General features: G+C 71.9%; 19 protein-coding genes. 4 read left to right on the forward strand and 15 right to left on the reverse strand.

The window, feature by feature from the left end:
- Positions 1-69 precede the first annotated feature (69 nt).
- From pyrE to ACH499_RS11275, 5 genes are all read right to left on the reverse strand, one after another.
- Positions 70-618 carry an orotate phosphoribosyltransferase gene (gene pyrE / locus ACH499_RS11255; RefSeq protein WP_356202958.1) on the reverse strand — a complete coding sequence of 183 codons (549 nt, stop codon included), beginning with the start codon at positions 616-618 and terminating at the stop codon, positions 70-72.
- 10 nt (positions 619-628) lie between these two features.
- Positions 629-1,426 carry an aldose 1-epimerase gene (locus ACH499_RS11260; RefSeq protein ID WP_356202956.1) on the reverse strand — a complete coding sequence of 266 codons (798 nt, stop codon included), beginning with the start codon at positions 1,424-1,426 and terminating at the stop codon, positions 629-631.
- A gap of 85 nt (positions 1,427-1,511) precedes the next feature.
- Entirely contained in the window at positions 1,512-2,366 is an 855-nt protein-coding gene (locus ACH499_RS11265) for an SRPBCC domain-containing protein (RefSeq protein WP_399015015.1), read from the reverse strand.
- Between the two features lie 161 nt (positions 2,367-2,527).
- On the reverse strand, positions 2,528-4,243 hold the full coding sequence (locus ACH499_RS11270; protein ID WP_399015017.1) for a polyamine aminopropyltransferase: 1,716 nt from the start codon (positions 4,241-4,243) through the stop codon (positions 2,528-2,530).
- A gap of 88 nt (positions 4,244-4,331) precedes the next feature.
- Positions 4,332-4,868, reverse strand: coding sequence for a DUF2617 family protein (locus ACH499_RS11275; protein WP_356202951.1), 537 nt, complete (start codon positions 4,866-4,868; stop codon positions 4,332-4,334).
- 901 nt (positions 4,869-5,769) lie between these two features.
- On the opposite strand from ACH499_RS11275, the gene ACH499_RS11280 reads away from it, so the two are divergent.
- Positions 5,770-6,960, forward strand: a complete 1,191-nt coding sequence (locus tag ACH499_RS11280) for a pyridoxal phosphate-dependent aminotransferase (protein ID WP_399015019.1) — start codon at positions 5,770-5,772, stop codon at positions 6,958-6,960.
- 92 nt (positions 6,961-7,052) lie between these two features.
- On the opposite strand, the gene ACH499_RS11285 is transcribed toward ACH499_RS11280, so the two are convergent.
- The gene (locus ACH499_RS11285) at positions 7,053-7,586 is read right to left on the reverse strand and encodes a YbjN domain-containing protein (protein WP_356202947.1); all 534 of its coding nucleotides are present in this window, start codon (positions 7,584-7,586) and stop codon (positions 7,053-7,055) included.
- A gap of 137 nt (positions 7,587-7,723) precedes the next feature.
- On the opposite strand from ACH499_RS11285, the gene ACH499_RS11290 reads away from it, so the two are divergent.
- On the forward strand, positions 7,724-8,248 hold the full coding sequence (locus tag ACH499_RS11290) for a hypothetical protein (RefSeq protein WP_399015021.1): 525 nt from the start codon (positions 7,724-7,726) through the stop codon (positions 8,246-8,248).
- Positions 8,249-8,305: 57 nt separating this feature from the next.
- Here the strand turns inward: ACH499_RS11290 and clpB are convergent, their stop codons facing one another.
- The 3 genes from clpB to ACH499_RS11305 form a co-directional block, all read right to left on the reverse strand.
- Positions 8,306-10,906 (reverse strand): ATP-dependent chaperone ClpB, encoded by a 2,601-nt coding sequence (gene clpB / locus ACH499_RS11295; protein ID WP_356202944.1) that lies wholly within the window; start codon positions 10,904-10,906, stop codon positions 8,306-8,308.
- Positions 10,907-11,262: 356 nt separating this feature from the next.
- Complete coding sequence (locus ACH499_RS11300) at positions 11,263-11,598, reverse strand: hypothetical protein (RefSeq protein ID WP_365600900.1); 336 nt, start codon at positions 11,596-11,598, stop codon at positions 11,263-11,265.
- 1 nt (position 11,599) lies between these two features.
- The gene (locus ACH499_RS11305; RefSeq protein ID WP_356202940.1) at positions 11,600-11,746 is read right to left on the reverse strand and encodes a hypothetical protein; all 147 of its coding nucleotides are present in this window, start codon (positions 11,744-11,746) and stop codon (positions 11,600-11,602) included.
- A gap of 134 nt (positions 11,747-11,880) precedes the next feature.
- On the opposite strand from ACH499_RS11305, the gene ACH499_RS11310 reads away from it, so the two are divergent.
- Complete coding sequence (locus ACH499_RS11310) at positions 11,881-12,891, forward strand: helix-turn-helix transcriptional regulator (RefSeq protein WP_356202939.1); 1,011 nt, start codon at positions 11,881-11,883, stop codon at positions 12,889-12,891.
- Positions 12,888-13,871, forward strand: coding sequence for a LuxR C-terminal-related transcriptional regulator (locus ACH499_RS11315; protein ID WP_356202937.1), 984 nt, complete (start codon positions 12,888-12,890; stop codon positions 13,869-13,871). Before ACH499_RS11310 ends, ACH499_RS11315 begins: the two co-directional genes overlap by 4 nt.
- Here the strand turns inward: ACH499_RS11315 and ACH499_RS11320 are convergent.
- The 6 genes from ACH499_RS11320 to dnaK form a co-directional block, all read right to left on the reverse strand.
- On the reverse strand, positions 13,834-14,865 hold the full coding sequence (locus ACH499_RS11320; protein ID WP_356202936.1) for a LuxR C-terminal-related transcriptional regulator: 1,032 nt from the start codon (positions 14,863-14,865) through the stop codon (positions 13,834-13,836). The genes ACH499_RS11315 and ACH499_RS11320 overlap by 38 nt on opposite strands.
- Before the next feature lie 139 nt (positions 14,866-15,004).
- The gene (locus ACH499_RS11325; RefSeq protein ID WP_399015026.1) at positions 15,005-16,120 is read right to left on the reverse strand and encodes a sugar ABC transporter substrate-binding protein; all 1,116 of its coding nucleotides are present in this window, start codon (positions 16,118-16,120) and stop codon (positions 15,005-15,007) included.
- Positions 16,121-16,378: 258 nt separating this feature from the next.
- On the reverse strand, positions 16,379-16,834 hold the full coding sequence (locus ACH499_RS11330) for a heat shock protein transcriptional repressor HspR (RefSeq protein ID WP_225638225.1): 456 nt from the start codon (positions 16,832-16,834) through the stop codon (positions 16,379-16,381).
- A gap of 5 nt (positions 16,835-16,839) precedes the next feature.
- The gene (gene dnaJ, locus ACH499_RS11335) at positions 16,840-18,021 is read right to left on the reverse strand and encodes a molecular chaperone DnaJ (RefSeq protein ID WP_356202933.1); all 1,182 of its coding nucleotides are present in this window, start codon (positions 18,019-18,021) and stop codon (positions 16,840-16,842) included.
- 42 nt (positions 18,022-18,063) lie between these two features.
- Positions 18,064-18,711, reverse strand: a complete 648-nt coding sequence (gene grpE / locus ACH499_RS11340; protein ID WP_356202932.1) for a nucleotide exchange factor GrpE — start codon at positions 18,709-18,711, stop codon at positions 18,064-18,066.
- On the reverse strand, positions 18,708-20,555 hold the full coding sequence (dnaK, locus tag ACH499_RS11345; protein WP_399015029.1) for a molecular chaperone DnaK: 1,848 nt from the start codon (positions 20,553-20,555) through the stop codon (positions 18,708-18,710). The genes grpE and dnaK overlap by 4 nt, the downstream gene beginning before the upstream one ends.
- Positions 20,556-20,634 lie beyond the last annotated feature (79 nt).

Consider the following 20,634-nt stretch of genomic DNA (forward strand, 5'->3'; position numbering starts at 1 on the left):
ATCGTCGGCCCCATCTTTCCAGACGAAGCGGGATAGTCCGAGTGGACCTCGGCCCGTCCCGGCCCGGCGTCAGTCCAGGCCCAGCTCGTCCTTGCCGAACGCGAACAGGTACGGTACCCCGGCGCCCTCGCGGATCTTCTCGGCGGCGCCCGTGGCCCGGTCGACGATCGTCGCCACGGCCACGACCTCGGCACCGGCCTCGCGCACGGCCTCGACGGCGGTCAGCGGGGAGCCGCCGGTGGTGGAGGTGTCCTCGACGACCAGGACGCGGCGGCCCTTGATCTCCGGGCCCTCGACGCGCCGCTGCAGCCCGTGCGCCTTGGCGGCCTTGCGGACGACGAACGCGTCCAGCCTGCGGCCCCGGGCGGCGGCCGCGTGCAGCATGCTCGCGGCGACCGGGTCGGCGCCCATGGTCAGGCCGCCCACCGCGTCGAAGTCGAGGTCGGCGGTCAGGTCGAGCAGCACCTGTCCGACCAGCGGCGCCGCCTCGCCGTCGAGCGTGACGCGGCGCAGGTCGACGTAGTAGTCGGCCTCCAGACCCGAGGAGAGGGTCACCTTGCCGTGCACCACGGCCTTGTCCTTGATCTGCTGCAGCAGCGCCGCACGTGCTTCCGTCATGTACGCCAGCTTAAAGGCGTCGCCAGCTCCAGGTCGTCGTGGCCTCCAGCGGCTCCAGGGGCGTGACCAGGCGCGGCAGGGTGTTCAGCCCGTTGGGCGGGCCGGTCTGCGGCTCGACGCAGACGGCGGCCTCCTGCTCGTCGTAGACCACGACCCACCGCTCGGGGCTGGTCACCTTCAGCTCCAGGCGCCCGGGCCAGGTCAGGGTGACGTCGACGCCGTCCGGCATGCCGAAGCAGTCGTCCCACGGCCCCGGCTGCGGGTCGATCCGGTTGCCGGTGGGCAGATGGTCCTCGCCGCGCTCCTCCTGCCAGGCGGCGTCGAAGCCGATGACCACGCCGGCGCCGTCCGCGCCGTCGAGAGTGCGGTTGAACCACGGGTGCCAGCCGATCTGCGCCGGGAACGACGAGTCGTACGTCTCCACGGACATCGTCAGCGTCAGCGCGTCCTCGGCGAGCGCGATCACCTGCGTGACCCGGCCCGAGTAGGGCCAGGGATCCACCAGGTCGTACGTGATGACGGCCTCGTCGCCGGCGACGCGGGCGGTGCGCCAGGCACCGTCGCGCGCGGTGCCGTGGATGGCGTGCGGCGGGGAGTTCAGCGGCATCCGGTGGACGACGGCGCCGTCCTGGAAGCGGCCCTCGCGGATCCGGCCGCACCAGGGGACCATCGGGAAGCTGCCGTAGCGCTCGCCCTGGCGGAGCAGCTCGGTGCCGCCGACGCGCAGCCCGCCGATCCGTCCGCCGTTGCCCGGCAGCACGGTCGCCTCCGCGTCACCCGCGGTCAGCGTGATGGGTTCGTTACTCACGCCACGACCCTACTGGGGTGATCAAGGCGGGCCCAGCCGGCCGGGGCGGGGCGGCCGGCTCGCGCGGTGCTGTGCGCGGCCGCCGTCAGTGGCGCCTGCGCAGGGCACGGCCGACCACGATCGCCGAGGCCACCGCCAGCGCCGCCGCCGGGGCTGCCCAGCGCAGGGAGGTGCCGGCGCCGCCCGCCTGGGGCGCGGGGACCGGCGCGTACCGGCCGCGCGGCGGGGCGTGGTCCACCTCCTCGGCGCTGCGGCCGATCATCGTGCGGCGCGCGTGCGCGGCCTCGGCGGGAGGCTCGGCCCCTTCGGGGGTGGCGGGGGGTTCCGCGGCCCCGGCCGCCTCGCCCTCGCCGCCCTCCGCACGCTCTCCGTCGCCTTCGTCCCCGTCGCCCCCTTCGTCCTCGTCGGCGGAGGGGTCGAGGGAGGACGGGGGGATCTCGGTGTCGAAGACGGAGGTGTGGGCGGCGGGCGCCGCCGCCGTCGGGGAGGACGGGGGCCGTTCCGCCGGCCCGTCCCCGGCCGCCGCCGCGCCCAGGTTCTCCGCGAACCGGGTGAGCAGCCGTGCCGTCGCCGACGCCACCGCGTCCGACGGCAGCTCCGTGACGCGTCCGTCCGCGGTGGCCGTCCCGCCGAAGACGAGGGTCGAGCCCTCCTCGCCGTCCCGCACGCGGAGCGTCAGCGCGAGCGTGACCGTGCCCGCGCCGCGCGACTCGGTGGCGTCGCCGTCGACCGCGTACGTCCCGTCGTCGCGCGCGGACAGGCGCAGGGAGCCCCGGTAGGTGATGGAGTGACCGCCGACGCGCACCTTCAGCCGGCCCGCGACGGGCTCGGCGCCGGCGTCCTGCTGGAGCCCCGGAACCGCCCGGGCGACCCGGTGGGGGTCGGCCAGTACGTCCCTGAGCCGCTCGGCCGGAACCGGAACGAACACCTCATGCTCCATGTCAGCGCAGCCTACCCAGCGGGCGCCCCGCGCACCCCCTGTCGGGGCAAAGTCGTCCGCCGCCCGGCGCCGCCCCGTACGCCGCCCCTCCCGTCCGGGCCCGGCTCGGCCGCAGGAGGCGGGGCCGTCGCCGCACCGGCGCCCGGGGCGGCCCGGCGGGGTCAGTACCGGGGGTGCACCAGCGTGGACGGCGGCAGGCCGGGCACGCGGGTACGGTCCGCGGCCCGGGCGGCGGCCGTGAGGGAGCGTCCGGTGAGGGTGTGGAGGCGGGGGGCCGCCGGGTCGAGGCGCAGGGCGGGGGGCGTGGTGGCGGCGAGGACGAAACCCCAGTCCCCGGGAGCGCGGGAGGCGCCGGCCGTGCGGTCGGTGCGGCGGGCGTCGACGCGGTAGGCCGCGGTGCGCAGACCGGCCGCGCGCAGCGTGGAGTCGACCGTCCAGAACGCCCGGGGCCGAGAGGTGACCGGTCCGGCGTGCACGACCAGCCGTCCGCCGGGCGCGAGCACCCGCCGCAGCAGGCCGTAGAACTCCTGGGAGTACAGCTTCGTGCTGGCCGTGAGGCCCGGATCGGGCAGGTCGGAGACCACCACGTCGTACGTCGCCGTGGGCGTCGAGCGCAGGAAGCGGAAGGCGTCCGCCGTGGTGACGTGGACGCGCGGGTCGCCGTAGGCGTGCTCGTTCAGCGCGGACAGGCCGGGGTCCCGCCGGGCCAGCCCCGCGAGCCCCGGGTCCAGCTCGACGACGTCCACGCGGCGCACCCCCGGACGGCTCAGCACCTCGCGGGCGGCCAGGCCGTCACCGCCGCCGAGGATCAGCACGCGCGCGTGGGGCCCGGTCATGGCCGGGTGCACCAGGGCCTCGTGGTAGCGGCGCTCGTCGCCGCCGCCGGCCCGCAGCCGGCCGTCCAGGAAGAGCTGGAGGGGCCGGCCGTCGGTGTCGCCGGTGAGCACCACCTCCTGCACGTCGGTCCGGACGGCGACGCGGACGTCCTGGCCGTAGACCGCCTCGCGGGCGGCGCGTTCGAAGTCGTCGGCGAGGACGGTCGCCGAGGCGAGGACGGCCAGGACCACGGCGTTGGCGATCAGCAGCAGCCGGCGCGCCCGGCGGGTCAGGTCCCGCCGGAACAGGCCGAGGACCAGGGCGGCGCCGACGACCGCGTTGACCGTGCCGGTGAGCAGCGCGCCGGTGAGCTGGCCGAGGAAGGGCAGCAGGACGAAGGGGAAGGCGAGGCCGCCGACGAGGGCGCCGACGTAGTCCGCGGCGAACAGGTCGGCGACGGCGCCGCCCGCGTCCTGGCGGCGGATGCGCTGGATCAGCTCCATCAGCAGCGGCACCTCGGCGCCGATCAGCAGGCCGATGGTGAGGGAGAAGGCGACCAGCAGGAAGCGCGGCCCGTCGGACCACAGCCCGCCCCAGCCTCCGGTCCAGGCGAAGACGGCGTACAGGGCCATGGCGCTGGAGCCGCCGACCAGGGCGAGGACCGCCTCCAGCGCGCCGAACCCGGCCGCCGCGAACCGGCGCATCCGCTTGGCGGCGAGCGAGCCGATGCCCATGGCGAAGACCATGACGGACAGGACGACGGACGCCTGGGTGACGGAGTCGCCGATCAGATACGAGGCGAGGGCGACGAGTTCGAGCTCGTACACGAGTCCGCAGGCCGCGCAGACGAAGACCCCCGCGAGCACCAGGAACCGCCCGGTGGCGGGACGGACGGGCAGGGGGACCGTCCCCGTGCCGGCGCTCGGCGGGCCGTCCTCGGGGCCCCGGCCGCCCGTGCCCGGGCCGCCCTCCGGGCCCCGGCCGCCCGTGCCGTCCGGCCGGTCCGCGTCCTCCCGGGGCGGCGCCGAGCCGGGCGGTGCGGGAGCGTGCGGTTCGATCACGAGGTGACGTTACGTCACACCCCCGTTGCAGTTCGTCACCCACACGTGTGAAACTCGCGGCCCTTGGCGTCCCGCGGGTTTATCCGCCTCACACCCCGGACGGGCTGAGCCGCGCCGCCGGCACCCGGACGCCGACCCGGGTCCGGGTCGCCACTAGCTGGCCGTCCTGCGGATAGGCGTGCCAGGTCCGCCAGTGCACCTGTCCCTCGTGCCGGTGCGCGAGCAGCGCCGTGAAGGCGTGCGGGCTGCCCGGGAAGACTCCGGCCAGCCCGTGCGGATGGTCGGAGACCAGGTCCAGCAGCTCCTGGGCGCGGCCCGCGAAGGAGCCCGGCGTCAGCAGCTCCACGCGCGCGGCGAACTCGTACTCCCAGTCGCCCACCCGCTTGGCCACGCCCAGCGGAAGGGGCGTGCTGCTGCCCGCGATGCACGCGACCGTCTCCGAGCAGCTCCCCCGCTCCTCCTCCAGCAGGACCTGGTGGGACGCGCCGAGGAGTCTCAACTGCAGTTTGGCCCCCATCAGTTCGAGATCGAGACTGGCCAGCGCGGGCAGCGGTTCGCGCCCCAGCGCCCAGGCCAGGTCAGTGGCACGCGTGTCGGTGTAGGCGGTGTTCAGGGTCGTGAGCATGGATTGGCTCCGCAAGCACACAAGGAGAGGAAGGTGTGGGGCCCGCTCGCCCCGGTCACTGTCGGGGATGCGGCCCCGTCAGCCCGTTCGGCCGGTCAGGAGGGGGGTCAACAGATCGTCCCGCGGGCTGCGTTGATGACGAGAGCGAATCACGAACTGTGGCGCCACCACACCTTTTTTACCCAACTTCCCTGGGTTTCCATCCCTCGGGGGGCTCCACAGCTCACCTGTTCAACCGCCGCGCACACCCGGCCCGCTCGGCGTGCGCCGGTGTGCGAGAGCGCCCGCCGGTTGTGATGTCCGGCGGGCGCTCTCGGCGGGGGCGCGGGACCCTGACCCGGGCGCGGGTCCCTCGCCCTCGGATGCGGTTCCCCCTGGGGGAGCTAGCTGCCCCGTGTCAGCTACCTCCACCGCATCCGCCGCCCCCGCAGGACGACCCGCCTCCGCAGGACGAGCCGCCGCAGGAAGAACCTCCGCCGCAGGAATGGCCTCCGTGGTGGTGCGAGCTCGAGGTGGAGCCGCTGTCTCCCCCGCCGGCCCACCAGCTCGTGCTGCCGCTGTCGCCGCCGCTGCCGCGGCTCGACGACCGCGAACGCCGGCCTGCCCGCACGCTGCTCCGTCCCCGCCGTGCGGAGGCTATGCCTCCGGCGACCAGGGCGATGATCACGATCAGGATGATGCCGAAGACCATGGCGTCACCCTCCTTCCGATTCCTCCGGGCTCTCGCCCGGAAGTTCCCCCGAAGCAACCCCCCGTCGGGCGCCTCGCTCTCTTCTTGAAGTCGGTGGTGCGTGAAGCGCGTTGCCCGCGGTCCGCCGTGCGGCTCGCCGCGTGAACGGGAGATGCCCTCACGCGCCACGCGCCAAAGCAGAGTTGAGGAACTCCAGAGCTTCGGCGCAGGATGGCCGCCATGACCTCCAGCGCACGCCCCTTCCTCAACCGCAGGCTCGCCGAGTTCGGGACGACGGTCTTCGCCGAGATGTCCGCCCTGGCGGTGACGACCGGGGCGATCAACCTGGGCCAGGGCTTCCCGGACACCGACGGCCCCGAGGAGGTCCGGGAGGCGGCCGTACGGGCGCTGCGCGACGGGCGCGGCAACCAGTACCCGCCGGGCCCGGGCGTCCCCGAACTGCGCACCGCCGTCGCCGCCCACCAGCAGCGGCACTACGGCCTCTCCTACGACCCGGACACCGAGGTCCTGGTCACCGCCGGCGCCACCGAGGCCATCGCCGCCTCACTGCTGGCCCTCGTGGAGCCCGGCGACGAGGTCGTCGCGCTGGAGCCGTACTACGACTCGTACGCGGCCTGCGTCGCCATGGCGGGCGGCACCCGGGTGCCGGTGACCCTGCGCCCGCACGAGGGCACGTTCCGCCTCGACCTGGAGGAGCTGCGCGACGCGGTCACCGACCGCACCCGCCTGCTGCTGCTCAACACCCCGCACAACCCGACGGGCACCGTCCTGACCCGCGCCGAGCTGGCGGCGGTCGCCGAGCTGGCCGTGGAGCGCGACCTGCTGGTCGTGACCGACGAGGTCTACGAGCACCTGGTCTTCGACACCGCCGAGCACATCCCGCTGGCGAGCTTCCCGGGGATGCGCGAGCGCACGGTGACGATCAGCTCGGCCGGCAAGACGTTCTCGTTCACCGGCTGGAAGGTCGGCTGGATCACCGCCCCGCCCGCCCTGGTCACCGCGGTCCGCTCGGCCAAGCAGTACCTGACCTACGTCAGCGCGGGCCCCTTCCAGTACGCCGTCGCCGAGGCCCTCGCGCTGCCCGACTCCTACTTCTCCGGCTTCCGCGCCGACATGCGGGCCAGGCGGGACGTCCTCGCGTCCGGCCTCGCGGAGGCGGGCTTCGGCGTCTACCGGCCCACCGGGACGTACTTCGTCACCACCGACATCCGCCCCCTCGGCGAGAGCGACGGCTTCGCCTTCTGCCGCGCCCTGCCGGAGCGCGCCGGGGTCGTCGCCATCCCCAACGCCGTCTTCTACGACCACCGGGAGGCGGGCGCCCCCTTCGTCCGGTTCGCGTTCTGCAAGAGGACGCCGGTCCTGGAGGAGGCCGTACGGCGGCTGAAGGCACTGGCGGGCTGAGGGAACCGGGCGGAACGGCGAGAGCCCGGCCCCGGCGACCGACCCCTGGTGGCGGTCGGTGCCCGGCCGGGCTCCCGGTACGCGGGGGCGGACTACTCGCCGCCCTCGTCCTCGGGCTTGTCCGCCTCGTTGATCTCCTGCTCCAGGCCGAGCTGCTCGACCAGCCAGCGGTCGAACTCGATGGCGGCGCGCACCCAGCTCACCGTCGAGGAGACGAAGTGCTCCAGGCTGACACCCATGCCGATCAGCATCTGCGCCTCACCGATCAGGCGGACGGTGCCGTCGTCGTGGGTGTGGGAGTACACCTTGGGCCACAGGGTGCGCCGGTTCCAGTCGTCGAGGGACTCCAGGAGCTGCGGCTTGTCGTCGATCTGGTGGGGACGGTCGTAGAACGTCCGCACCGAGAAGATCTGCTGCTCACCCTCGCCACGGAACATGAAGTACGTACGGAACTGCTCCCACGGCGCCGCGAGGTCACCCTCGTCGTCGACGACGTACTTGAGCTCCATCTGCTCCAGGAGCTGCTTCACGAGGTCCTGATCCGGGACGACGGGGCCCGCCGGCCCTTGGGGCTGCGGCTCGGGCTGGCCCCCGAAGTTCGGAATCGAGGACGGGTCGATGCTCACCGTGATTTTCCCTTCGTACGGATCTGGCCATCCTCCCCCATGCGGGGAGGGGCGTGGCAAGCCCGCCGGGTGCCTGTAAGCCGTGGGCTGACATGATCCGGCCGGTCGGGTGGAGGCCGGGCGGACGGAGGCGGGGCATGAGGCGCACACGGAACACGACGGCACGGCCCGCGGGAGGCGCCCAGGCGTCCCCGGGGCGGACCAGGTGGTGGCTGTTCGCGGCCCTCGTGTCGCTGCCGGCGCTCGTCCTGCTTCCCTTTCTCGTCGCTTTCGTGTCCATCGTGCTGTCCGACTCCGAGTACCCCCTCGGCGGAGGACCGGAACAGGTGCCCTGCCCGGAGGCCCTGCGCTTCGGCGGGGCGGCGCTCCCGGCCGACGCCGCGCCGGTCGGGGAGTGCACCCGGCAGGGCTGGCAGGACATCCACTACGGCGCGGCCTTCCGGATGCCGGGCGCTCAGGTCAGGGGCTGGCTCGCGCACACTTATCCGGATGCCCCGGAACCCGAGACGGAGTTCTGCGCGGACGACGCGGCGGATCTGTGTCTGGATCTGGGCTACGCGCAGGGCCTGCCGGACGCCGTGGACGCCGACGCCGTCCAGGTGAGCGTGGCGTACGAGGAGGGCGGCACCGCCCTGGTGCGGTTCTCCGCGTTCACCGTGTGACGCGCGGCGGCCCGCCACCCACCGAGGGGTGACGGGCCGCGCACGGCGCCGCGGGGGCTACAGCGTCTTGCCGCTCACTGCCGGGCCCACGATCAGGTCGTCGCCGAAGCGGTCGACACGGGCCGTGTCGCCGTCCTTGATCTCGCCGGAGAGGATCTCCCGGGCGAGCCGGTCGCCGATCGCGGTCTGCACGAGGCGGCGCAGCGGGCGGGCGCCGTACGCCGGGTCCATGCCCTCGTCGGCGAGCCACGACAGGGCCTCGTCGGTGACCTCCAGGGTGAGGCGGCGCTCGGCGAGCCGCCGGGCGAGCGCGTCGATCTGGAGCCGCGCGATCCGGCTCAGCTCCTCCTTGCTGAGCGCCGAGAAGACCACGAGGTCGTCGAGCCGGTTGAGGAACTCCGGCTTGAACGACGCCCGGACCACCTCCAGGACCTGCTCCTTCTTCTCCTCCTCGCCGGTCAGCGGGTCGACCAGGTACTGGCTGCCCAGGTTGGAGGTGAGCACCAGGATCGTGTTGCGGAAGTCGACGGTGCGGCCCTGCCCGTCGGTGAGGCGCCCGTCGTCCAGCACCTGGAGCAGGATGTCGAAGACCTCGGGGTGCGCCTTCTCCACCTCGTCCAGCAGCACGACCGAGTACGGCCGCCGCCGCACGGCCTCGGTGAGCTGGCCGCCCTCCTCGTAGCCGACGTATCCGGGCGGGGCGCCGACCAGCCGGGCGACGCTGTGCTTCTCGCCGTACTCCGACATGTCGATGCGGACCATGGCCCGCTCGTCGTCGAAGAGGAAGTCGGCGAGCGCCTTGGCCAGCTCGGTCTTGCCGACACCGGTCGGGCCGAGGAAGAGGAAGGACCCGGTGGGACGGTCGGGGTCGGAGATCCCGGCCCGGCTGCGCCGCACGGCGTCGGAGACGGCCCGCACGGCCTCGCCCTGCCCGATGAGCCGCCTGCCGATCTCGTCCTCCATGCGCAGCAGCTTCTGCGTCTCGCCCTCCAGCAGGCGCCCGGCGGGGATGCCGGTCCAGGAGGCGACGACGTCCGCGATGTCGTCGGCGCCGACCTCCTCCTTGACCATGGTGTCCCGGGCGACCTCCTCCTCGGCCTCGGAGGCGGCCTCCAGGTCCCGCTCCAGGGCCGGGATCTCGCCGTAGAGCAGCTTGGAGGCGGTGTCGAAGTCGCCGTCGCGCTGGGCGCGTTCGGCCTGCCCGCGCAGGTCGTCGAGCTTCTCCTTCAGCTCACCGACCCGGTTGAGGGACTGCTTCTCCTTCTCCCAGCGGGCGTTGAGGCCGCGCAGCTCCTCCTCCTTGTCGGCGAGGTCGCGGCGCAGTCGCTCCAGGCGCTCGCGGGAGGCCGGGTCGGTCTCCTTGTCCAGCGCCAGCTCCTCCATCTTCAGCCGGTCGACGGCACGCTGGAGCTCGTCGATCTCCAGCGGGGAGGAGTCGATCTCCATGCGCAGCCGCGAGGCGGCCTCGTCGACGAGGTCGATGGCCTTGTCGGGCAGGAAGCGGGAGGTGATGTACCGGTCGGAGAGCGTCGCGGCGGCCACCAGCGCGCTGTCCGCGATCTGCACCTTGTGGTGGGCCTCGTAGCGGCCCTTGAGCCCGCGCAGGATCGCGATGGAGTCCTCCACGGTCGGCTCGGCGACCAGCACCTGCTGGAACCGGCGCTCCAGGGCGGGGTCCTTCTCGATCCGCTCCCGGTACTCGTCGAGGGTCGTCGCGCCGACCATGCGCAGCTCACCGCGGGCGAGCATGGGCTTCAGCATGTTCCCGGCGTCCATGGCGGAGTCACCGCCCGCACCGGCGCCCACGACGGTGTGCAGCTCGTCGATGAAGGTGATGATCTGGCCCTCGGAGTCCTTGATCTCCGCGAGGACCGTCTTCAGCCGCTCCTCGAACTCGCCCCGGTACTTGGCGCCGGCGACCATCGCGCCGAGGTCCAGCGCGACCAGCCGCTTGCCCTTCAGGGACTCGGGCACGTCGCCCTTGACGATCCGCTGGGCGAGCCCCTCGACGACGGCGGTCTTGCCGACGCCGGGCTCGCCGATGAGGACGGGGTTGTTCTTGGTGCGGCGGGACAGCACCTGCACGACGCGCCGGATCTCGTGGTCCCGTCCGATGACGGGGTCGAGCTTGCCCTCGCGCGCGGCGGCGGTGAAGTCGGTGCCGAACTTCTCCAGCGCCTTGTACTGGCCCTCGGGGTCGGCGGTGGTCACCCGGCGTCCTCCCCTCGCCTTGCGGAAGGCGTCCTGCAGCTTCTTCGCACCGGCACCCTGCCCCTCCAGTACCTCGCCGGCCGCGCCGCCCTTCGCGGCGATGCCGAGGAGCAGGTGCTCGGTGGAGAGGTACTCGTCCCCGAGTTCCCGGGCCCGGGCCTGGGCGTCGGCGACCACGGCGAGCATCTCACGGTTGGGCTGCGGCGGCGCGACCGTGGACCCGGTCACGCTGGGCAGCCCGGCGAGGATGCGCTCGGCGCCGGAGCGCACGGCCGCGAGGTCGGCCTCGACGGCGGCGAGCAGGTCGGTGATGTTCTCGTTGTCCTGCCCCTGGAGCAGAGCCAGGAGCAGGTGGGCGGGGGTGAGGTCGGCGTGCCCCTCGGTCACGGCCCGGTTGCTGGCCGCGTTGATCGCGTCCCGGCTCCGGTTGGTCAGCTCGGCGTCCACTGTCTGGCTCTCCTCCTAGCGCTTCGGCCGTCGGTCGTGTCTCCCAGTGCTGACTCGCACAACGTGCACAAAGTTGAGTCTATTCCACTCAAGGCGGGAGTGGCACGGCACCCCCGGGTGCGGACAGACGTCGAGACGGTCAGGGAGTACCCCGCGACAGGCGGTCCACCGGGCCGGCGCCTTCGGACCGGCGCTTCGCCGGCCCGGTCGCGCGAGGGGCTTTTCGGCCAGGCTCGGAAGAGGGTGAAACCCGCGGATCTCCGCACAAACGACAGCGGCGTCACCGTGTTCAGGTCACGGTGACGCCGCTGCCGGGGGGAAGCACCTGAGCGATCTGTTACGACGGGGGAATCGCGTCAGGCACTGCGGGGGGTGGCCGAGATGGTCCTCACTTCGGAGGGGTCCGGCTCGGCGAGCCGGTGGTCCCTCTGGTCCAGGTTCACAAAGATCATTCCGTACCGGATGGCACACCGTACGGGCTGCGGCGCCCCCCGAGGCCGCCGCAGACACCGGTACGCCCGTACGTCGCCGTCATCGTCCAGCGTGACGACGACCGGCTCCCCGAAGACCGTCACCATCAGGGAGTCACCGGGATGCGGGATCGCGGTGACCAGGTCGATGAAGTGCCAGCCGGAGCGGTAGGCGGTCGCCATCTCGCGTCGGAAGGAACGGTCGTCGGGTGGAGTCGTCACGTCAGTCTCCCGCGATCGCAACGCCCGACGGCCAATGACTGTCCGCCTGAATGTCGCTGTTCGCGTCGGAGTGACCGCTCACCGCTCCGAAGGCCGCGACGGCAAAGAGGGCGGCAGTAAGCAGCGAGCGAACCAGTCTCTTGCGCATGGTCGGCTTCGTCCTCACTCGTAAGTCTCCTCTTCCCCCGTCAGGTAAGACGATGGCTCATTCCCACACGTCATGGCCACACAATCGGTGCATCATGTTCCTGCATATTCAGGACCCTGGGGGGTGGAGATTTCGTGGCGAATCGGACTAAGGCGGCGCATCCCCATGCGGTGACCGAACTGTGCGACGAAGGAACCCGGCTCTACACAGATGCCCTGCGCAGGGGCCGGATCGCCAGGGCGGACGTGGAAGCCGCCCCCTGCCTGATGGAGTTCGCGCTCCTCCAGCCGGATCCGGACGACGTCGACTGGCTGTGCCCCGTGCCGCCCGCCGTCGCACTGGCCCAGCGCCTGCACCCCATCGAGCGGGACATCACGGAACGACGCCAGCTCTCCGTACAGCTCGCGGACGCGTTCGAACCGTTCATGGCCCTCGCCGCCCGCTCGGTGACCAGCGAACACTCGATCACCGTGCTGGAGGGCAGCGACCGCATCAACACGGCTCTCAACCTGGCCACCACCCAGTGCCAGACGGAGATGCTGACGATACAGCCGAGCGACGACCGCTTCTCCGAACGGAGCCTGGCCCAGGGACTCGAACGAGACAGGCCGCTGATCGAGCGCGGAGTACGGATCCGCACCCTCTACCAGCACACGGCCCGCTACAGCCCGCAGAAGCTGGCCTACGTGGCCCAGCTCGCGGCCGGCAAGGCGGAGTACCGCACGATCGACGAGGTGGTGGAGCGCCTCATCGTCTGCGACGAGACCGTCGCGTTCATCCCCACCCGCGACGACCAGCAGGTCGCCCTGGAGATCCGCAACCCCGGCCTGGTGCGGTACCTGATCAAGGTCTTCGAGTTCATGTGGAGCCGGTCCGTCCCGCTGAGCGCCGGCGCCCCCTACGAGCCCGCGCCCGGCGGCATCACCGACATCCAGTACTCCATCGCCAAGCTTTTGGTCGAGGGGCACGTCGACGAGGCCATCGCCCGGCGCCTGGGGATGAACGTCCGCACGTGCCGGGCGCACATAGCCAAGCTGGCCAACGCCCTGGGCAGCGGCAGCCGCGCCCAGCTCGGCTACCTCATCGCCCAGTCGGGGATCCTCGACGAGCAGCACGGGAGCCTGGGAGGGGATGGTCGCCCGTGACCGACGAGGCCCACCGTCATGACGCGGAAGAGCTGTGCGAGACCGGTGTCGAGCTGTACGCCCGAGCGCTGCGCGAAGGGCACCTCCCGAGCACCGCGGCGGGACCGGCGCCGTGCGTCGTCGACACCGGCCTCCTGCACCCCGCCGTCGACGACCTGGACCGGCTGGAGCCGGTGGCACCCGCCGTCGCCCTGCAACGGCTGCTGCGCTTCTCGGAGGACCGCATCGCGGACGAACGCCGGCGGGGGCAGCGCATCGCCGATGTCTTCGAGCCCCTCCTGCGCCTGGGCGCGCAGCGCCCGGCGAGCGAGGACACCCCCTCCCTCAGGATCCTCAGCGGCAAGGAGCGCACCACCCGCGCCATCGCCGAGGCGATGGCCGAGGCCAGGACCGAACTGCTCGCCATCCAGCCCTACGACCCGCACCTCTCCAGGCACCCCGAGGTCCACGAAGCCGCCATGGAACGCGACCAGGCGTTCCTCGACCGCGGCGCCCGCATCCGCGCGCTCTACCAGCACACCGTCCGCCACGCCCCCTACGCGCGCGCCCGCTACGAGCGGCTGACCGGGGACGTGCAGGCCCGCACGCTCGACGAGATCACCGAGCGCCTCATCGTCGTGGACCGCACGGTGGCCTTCATCCCCGCCAGCCCCGACCGCTCCCTCGCCCTCGAGGTACGCCACCCCGCCCTGGTCGCCTACTTCGCCAACACCTTCGACCGCCTGTGGCACCTCGCCACCCCCATGCACCCCCAGGCCGTGCGCCGGCCCACGCTCAACGGCATCACCCCCCGCCAGCGCGCCATCGCCGCCCTCCTCGTCGAAGGGCACACCGACGCCGACATCGCCGACCGGCTCGGGATGAACGTCCGCACCGCCCGTGAGCACATCGCCAAGCTCGCCGCCACGCTCGGCAGCGAGAGCCGGGCCCAGCTCGGTTACCTCATCGGGCGGTCGGGGATTCTGGACCAGGAGCACTGACGGAGGCGCCGCGGGGGGCGGCGTCCAGACCGGCCTGGGCGATGCGCACCCCGAGCTGGGTCCGGCTGACCGCGCCCAGGGTCTCCGAGAGCCGGGCGATGTGCGCCCGCGCCGTACGGACGCTGATCCCCAGCCGCTCCGCGATCACCGCGTCCTGGTGCCCCTCCGCCAGCAGCGCCGCGATGGACTGCTCACGGTGGGAGATGCCCTCGAAGCCGGTGTCGGGCAGCGGCGCGGTCAGGGGGATCGCCAGGCGCCACAGGCGTTCGAAGACGGTGACGAAGTAGGCGACCAGCGCGGGGTGCCGCAGCTCCAGCGCCATCGTGCGGTCGGGATTCGCCGGGATGAAGGCCACCGTGCGGTCGAAGAGGATCAGCCGGTCCACGACCTCGTCGAGGGTGCGGGCCTCCACCGCGTCCCCCATCAGCTCCAGGTAGTTGAGCAGCCCCTGCCCGTGCCGGGCCACGTGCGTGTAGAGGTCCCGCATCCGCACCCCCCGCGCCCGCAGTGCCAGCGCCCGGTGCAGCCCCTCCGACAGCTCGTGCTCACGCCGGATGCCGCCCGGCTGCACGGTGAGCACCTCCGTCGTGCACGCCTGCGTGGCCTCGTCCATCGCGGCCTGGATCCGGCCCAGCCCGTCCAGGACCCGGATCGCCGTGCCCTCCGTACCGGCCTGCGTCCGGATCTCGCGGCCCAGACCCGCGTACCGGTCGAACGCCGCCACCGCCGAGCCCACCCGCCGCTGACTCGCACTCACCTCGTCGTACACGTCCCGCAGCAGCCGGGCCATGACCTCCTGCGGGGAGGTCGGCACCAGCCAGTCCATGTCGTCGGGGTCGGGGTGCAGCAGGGCCAGCTCCAGCAGACAGGGCACCTGTTCCGCGTCCCGGCGCGGCACCCGGCCGCTTCGCACGGCACGGGAGTACACGCGGTCCCCGGGCGCGCAGAGCCGGTCGGCACCGTGTGGATGCTCCTGCGCCCCGTGCCCGGCCATCGCCCATCCCACCCCCGGTTTCCGGCTCCTTCCGCAGCGCAACTATGCGCGGCGTCGATCGGCTCCGCAACACGGCTCAGCGGCGGCCGGCGCCCCGGGCGCTCCGCTTCGCCCCGGTATCACCGGCGGTGGGCGCGGGCTACTTGAGCCCGATCTCCGAGCAGTCGTCCTTGTACTCGGCCGTGCAGATGTCGGAGACCTTGTAGAAGCCGTCGGCCACCACGGTCTCCTCGATGTTGCCCTTGGTCAGCGCGACGACCGGCACCAGTTGCGCGGGGACGCCCTGCTGGGTGGGGCTGTCGACCCGCTCGCGGGTGAGCGCGTCGAACTGGATGTCCCGGCCCTGGATGTGCGCCACGACCATCTCCGCGGCGCTCTCCGCCTGCTGCGGGTAGGACTTGTAGACGCTCATGTACTGCTCGCCCGAGACGATCCGCTGGACCGCCACCAGCTCCGCGTCCTGACCGGTGATCGGCGGCAGGTCGGTGACGCCCGCGTCCTCCAGGGCCTTGATGACGCCGCCCGCCACACCGTCGTTGGCGGAGTAGACCCCGGCGATGTTGTTCTTGCCGAGCTCCTTGATCGCCTCGGCCATGTTCGCCTCGGCGTTGTCCGGCTTCCAGTCCTTGGTGTCGTAGGACCGGGCGATCGTCACCTTGCCGTTCAGCTCGGACATCGCGCCGGCCTTGAACTGCTTGGCGTTCGGGTCGGTGGGCGAGCCGTTCATCATCACGATCTTCGCCGAGCGGCGGGAGTCGCCGAGCGCTTCGACGAGGGAGCGTCCCTGGACCTCGCCGACGAGTTCGTTGTCGAAGGAGATGTAGGCGGTGATCGGGCCCTCGGCCAGCCGGTCGTAGGCGATGACGGGGATGCCCGCGTCCTTGGCCTTCCGCACGCTGGGCGCGATGGCGTGCGCGTCCACGGCGTCGAGGACGATCGCGTCGACCTTGTCGTCGATCATCTTCTGCATCTGCGCCGTCTGCTTCTTCTCGTCCGCCTCGGCGTTGGCGTACGCGACCTTGCCCTTGCCCCCGGTCAGGGAGGAGATCTTCTTCTCGAAGATGGGGTGGTCGAACTGCTCGTAGCGCGTGTTCTCCGTCTCCGGGAGCAGCAGGCCCACCGTGATGTCGTCGCCCTTGGACGGGCTCGCGTCGTCGCTGCTGTCCGACGCGCCCAGCATTCCGCAGCCGGCCAGCGAAACGGTCATCGTGGACGCGGCCACGGATATGGCGATACGGCGGATGCAGGAGCTCACTTCTGGTGCCTTCCGGACGCGGGGGCCGCATTGCAACCCAGGTGACTGAAAAGCCAACGCGTCGCCGCCCCCCACCGTCAAGCGGAACCACTTAACGAGATGACAACACCACGCTCCGCAGCCACGGTGAAGACGGAGCGGAATCACCTTCCGGCCACTTTCACACGGTCTCCGCCCGCCGGTCATACGGCCTCTGACGGAGCGGCGGCACGCGAAAGGGCCCGGAGGTCGCGTGAACCTCCGGGCCCTTCCGGGGAGTCAGTCCGGGGACTGCTGCTGCCGCTTGGGCCGCCACACCACCAGCGCGCTGGTCTGCTGGACCTCCTGGTACGGGACCAGGTCGCGCCGGTACGACGCGTGCACCGCCGCCTCCCGCTGGCGCATCGCCGTGGCCGCGCCCTCCAGCGCGTCCGACAGCTCCGCTATGCGGGACTGCAACGCGGCGACCTGGTTCTCCAGTTCGATGATGCGCTTGATTCCGGCCAAGTTGATGCCCTCGTCCTGCGACAACTGCTGCACCTGGCGGAGCAGTTCGATGTCGCGGGCCGAGTAGCGCCGGCCGCGCCCGGCCGTGCGGTCCGGGGAGACCAGGCCGAGGCGGTCGTACTGGCGCAGGGTCTGCGGGTGCAGACCGGAGAGCTGGGCCGCCACCGAGATGACGTAGACCGGGGTGTCCTCGGTCAGTTCATACGGATTGCGTCGACGACCGTCCATCCCCATCAAGCTCCCTTCGCGGCCTGGAACAGCTCCGCCCGCGGATCCTCGTCCGCGGTCGCCTCGCGATACGCCTCGAGCGCGTCACGAGCCTTCCCCGTCAGGTCCTTGGGGACACTCACCTCGACGGTGACCAGGAGGTCGCCGCGGGTGCCGTCCTTGCGGACCGCGCCCTTGCCCCGGGCGCGCATCGTGCGGCCGTTGGGCGTGCCCGCCGGCAGCTTCAGCGTGACCGGCGGTCCGCCCAGGGTCGGGACGCGGACCTCGCCGCCGAGGGCGGCCTCGGCGTAGGTGACCGGGACGGTGACGGTGAGGTTGTCGCCCTTGCGGCCGAAGACGGGGTGGTCCTTGACGTGGACGACCACGTACAGGTCGCCCGCCGGGCCGCCCCGCTCGCCCGGAGCGCCCTTGCCGCGCAGCCGGATGCGCTGCCCGTCCGACACCCCGGCCGGGATGCGGACCTGCATCGTCCGCGAGGACTTGGCGCGTCCGGAGCCCTTGCAGACGTCGCAGGGGTTCTCCGCGATCAGGCCGCGGCCCTTGCAGTCCGGGCAGGGGTCGGTCAGCGAGAAGCCGCCGCCGGAGCCCCGGGCCACCTGGCCGGTGCCGACGCAGGTCGGGCACACGCGCGGTGTGCCGTTCTTGTCGCCGGTGCCCGAACAGGCCTTGCAGGGCTGCTGGCTGGACATCCGCAGCGGGACCGTCGCGCCCTCGATGGCCTCCGTGAAGCTGAGGGTCACCTCGGACTCGACGTCCTGGCCGCGCCGCGGCTGGGTCCGCGTGCCGGCGCCGGGGCCACCGGTGCCGGTGCGGTTGAACAGGCCCCCGAAGACGTCACCGAGACCGCCGCCGAAGCCGCCGGCCCCGCCCTGGGTGCCTCCGAAGAGGTCGCCCAGGTCGAAGTTGAACGTGCCGCCGCCCGCGCCCGGCCCCGGGCGGAACCCGCCGTTGCCGAACAGCGCGCGGGCGTCGTCGTACTCCTTGCGCTTCTTGGGGTCACCGAGGATGTCGTTCGCCTCGGAGATCTCCTTGAAGCGCTCCTCGGCCCTGGTGTTGCCCTTGTTGGCGTCCGGGTGGAACTCGCGGGCGAGCTTCCGGTACGCCTTCTTGATCTCGGCCTCGGTGGCGTCCTTGGGGACGCCGAGGACCTTGTAGTAGTCCTTCTCGATGAAGTCCTTGGTGCTCATCCCCGACGTCCCTCCTCTCCTGCGTACGCGTACGTCGTGACGTCAGCCCTCCTCCGGGCCACCGTTCTCCTTGTCGTCGGCCGCCTCGGCCGGCTCCTCGGCCTTGACGGTCTGCGCACCCGGCTGCGGCTCGGCCACCGCCACCCGCGCGGGGCGGATGGTGCGCTCGCCGATCCGGTACCCGGGCTGCAGAATCGCCACGCACGTCGTCTCGGTGACGTCCGGTGCGTAGGAGTGCATCAGGGCCTCGTGGATCGTCGGGTCGAAGGGCTCGCCCTCCTTGCCGAACTGCTGGAGGCCCATCTTGGCCACGACGGTCTCCAGCGACTCGGCGACGGACTTGAATCCGCCGACGAGTTCGCCGTGGTCCCGGGCGCGGCCGACGTCGTCGAGCACGGGAAGCAGCTCGGTCAGGAGGTTCGCCACGGCGATCTCCTTGACCGCGACGCGGTCCCGCTCGACCCGACGGCGGTAGTTCTGGTACTCGGCCTGGAGGCGCTGGAGGTCCGCCGTGCGCTCGTCGAGCGCCTTGCGTGCCTGATCCAGCTCGGCCACCAGACCCGCGTTCTCACTCGCGTCCCCGGCCGGGGCCGCTTCCTTGTCGGAGGCGGCCGTCGGTTCGGCGGCGTCAGGGGCGGCGCCAGAGGGGACGTCGGACTTCTCGTCGAAGCCCGGGGTCTCCTCGGTCACGCCGCACCGTCCTTGCGCTCGTCGTCCACGATCTCGGCGTCGACGACGTCGTCGTCGGCACCCTTGCCGGCGCCGGCGCCCGGGGCCTCGCCGCCGGTGGCCTGCGCGGCCTGGGCGTCGGCGTACATGGCCTGGCCCAGCTTCTGCGAGACGGCGGCGACCTTCTCGGTGGCGGTGCGGATCTCGGCGGAGTCCTCGCCCTTGAGCTTCTCCTTCAGCTCGGCGACGGCCTGCTCGACCTCCGTCTTGACCTCACCGGGGACCTTGTCCTCGTTGTCCTTGAGGAACTTCTCCGTCTGGTAGACGAGCTGCTCGCCCTGGTTGCGGGTCTCGGCGGCCTCGCGGCGGCGGTGGTCCTCCTCCGCGTACTGCTCGGCCTCCTGGCGCATCCGGTCGACCTCGTCCTTCGGCAGCGAGGAGCCGCCGGTGACGGTCATCTTCTGCTCCTTGCCCGTGCCCAGGTCCTTCGCGGTCACGTGCATGATGCCGTTGGCGTCGATGTCGAAGGAGACCTCGATCTGCGGGACGCCGCGGGGCGCCGGCGGCAGACCGGTCAGCTCGAACATCCCGAGCTTCTTGTTGTACGCCGCGATCTCGCGCTCGCCCTGGTAGACCTGGATCTGCACCGACGGCTGGTTGTCCTCGGCCGTGGTGAAGATCTCGGAGCGCTTGGTCGGGATCGTGGTGTTGCGCTCGATCAGCTTGGTCATGATGCCGCCCTTGGTCTCGATGCCGAGGGACAGCGGGGTGACGTCGAGGAGCAGGACGTCCTTGACCTCGCCCTTGAGGACACCGGCCTGCAGGGCGGCACCGATGGAGACGACCTCGTCGGGGTTGACGCCCTTGTTGGCCTCCTTGCCGCCGGTCAGCTCCTTGACGAGCTCGGCGACGGCGGGCATACGGGTGGAGCCACCGACGAGAACGACGTGGTCGATCTCGGAGAGCTGGATGCCGGCGTCCTTGATGACGTTGTGGAACGGCGTCTTGCAGCGCTCCAGGAGGTCGGCGGTGAGCTGCTGGAACTGGGCGCGGGTGAGCTTCTCGTCCAGGTGCAGCGGGCCCTCGGCGGACGCCGTGATGTAGGGCAGGTTGATCGAGGTCTCGGTGGACGAGGACAGCTCGATCTTGGCCTTCTCGGCGGCCTCGCGCAGACGCTGGAGGGCCATCTTGTCCTTGGACAGGTCCACGCCGTGGCCGGACTGGAACTGCTTGACCAGGTAGTCGACGACGCGCTGGTCCCAGTCGTCACCACCGAGGTTGTTGTCACCGTTGGTGGCCTTCACCTCGACGACGCCGTCGCCGATCTCCAGCAGCGAGACGTCGAAGGTACCGCCACCGAGGTCGAAGACCAGGATGACCTGCTCGTCCTTGTCGAGGCCGTACGCGAGGGCGGCGGCCGTCGGCTCGTTGACGATGCGCAGCACGTTCAGACCGGCGATCTCACCGGCCTCCTTGGTGGCCTGGCGCTCGGCGTCGTTGAAGTACGCGGGGACGGTGATGACCGCGTCGGTCACCTTCTCGCCCAGGTAGGCCTCGGCGTCCCGCTTCAGCTTCTGCAGCACGAAGGCGCTGATCTGCTGCGGGTTGAAGTCCTTGCCGTCCAGGTTGATCTTCCAGTCGGTGCCCATGTGGCGCTTGACCGACCGGATGGTCCTGTCGACGTTCGTGACCGCCTGACGCTTGGCCACCTCGCCGACCAGCACCTCACCGTTCTTGGCGAAGGCGACGACGGACGGCGTGGTCCTGGCGCCCTCGGCGTTGGTGATGACGGTGGGCTCGCCGCCCTCCAGAACGCTGACGACGGAGTTAGTCGTGCCCAGGTCGATGCCGACCGCACGTGCCATGGTGATTTCCTCCAGCTGACTTGAGTGGAACAGGCTCAAGTGTGCATGACGCCCCCGGCTGGGTCAACAGAGGTGAGTC

This window comes from Streptomyces sp. NPDC018947 (genome assembly GCF_044390505.1).
GTDB lineage: Bacteria > Actinomycetota > Actinomycetes > Streptomycetales > Streptomycetaceae > Streptomyces.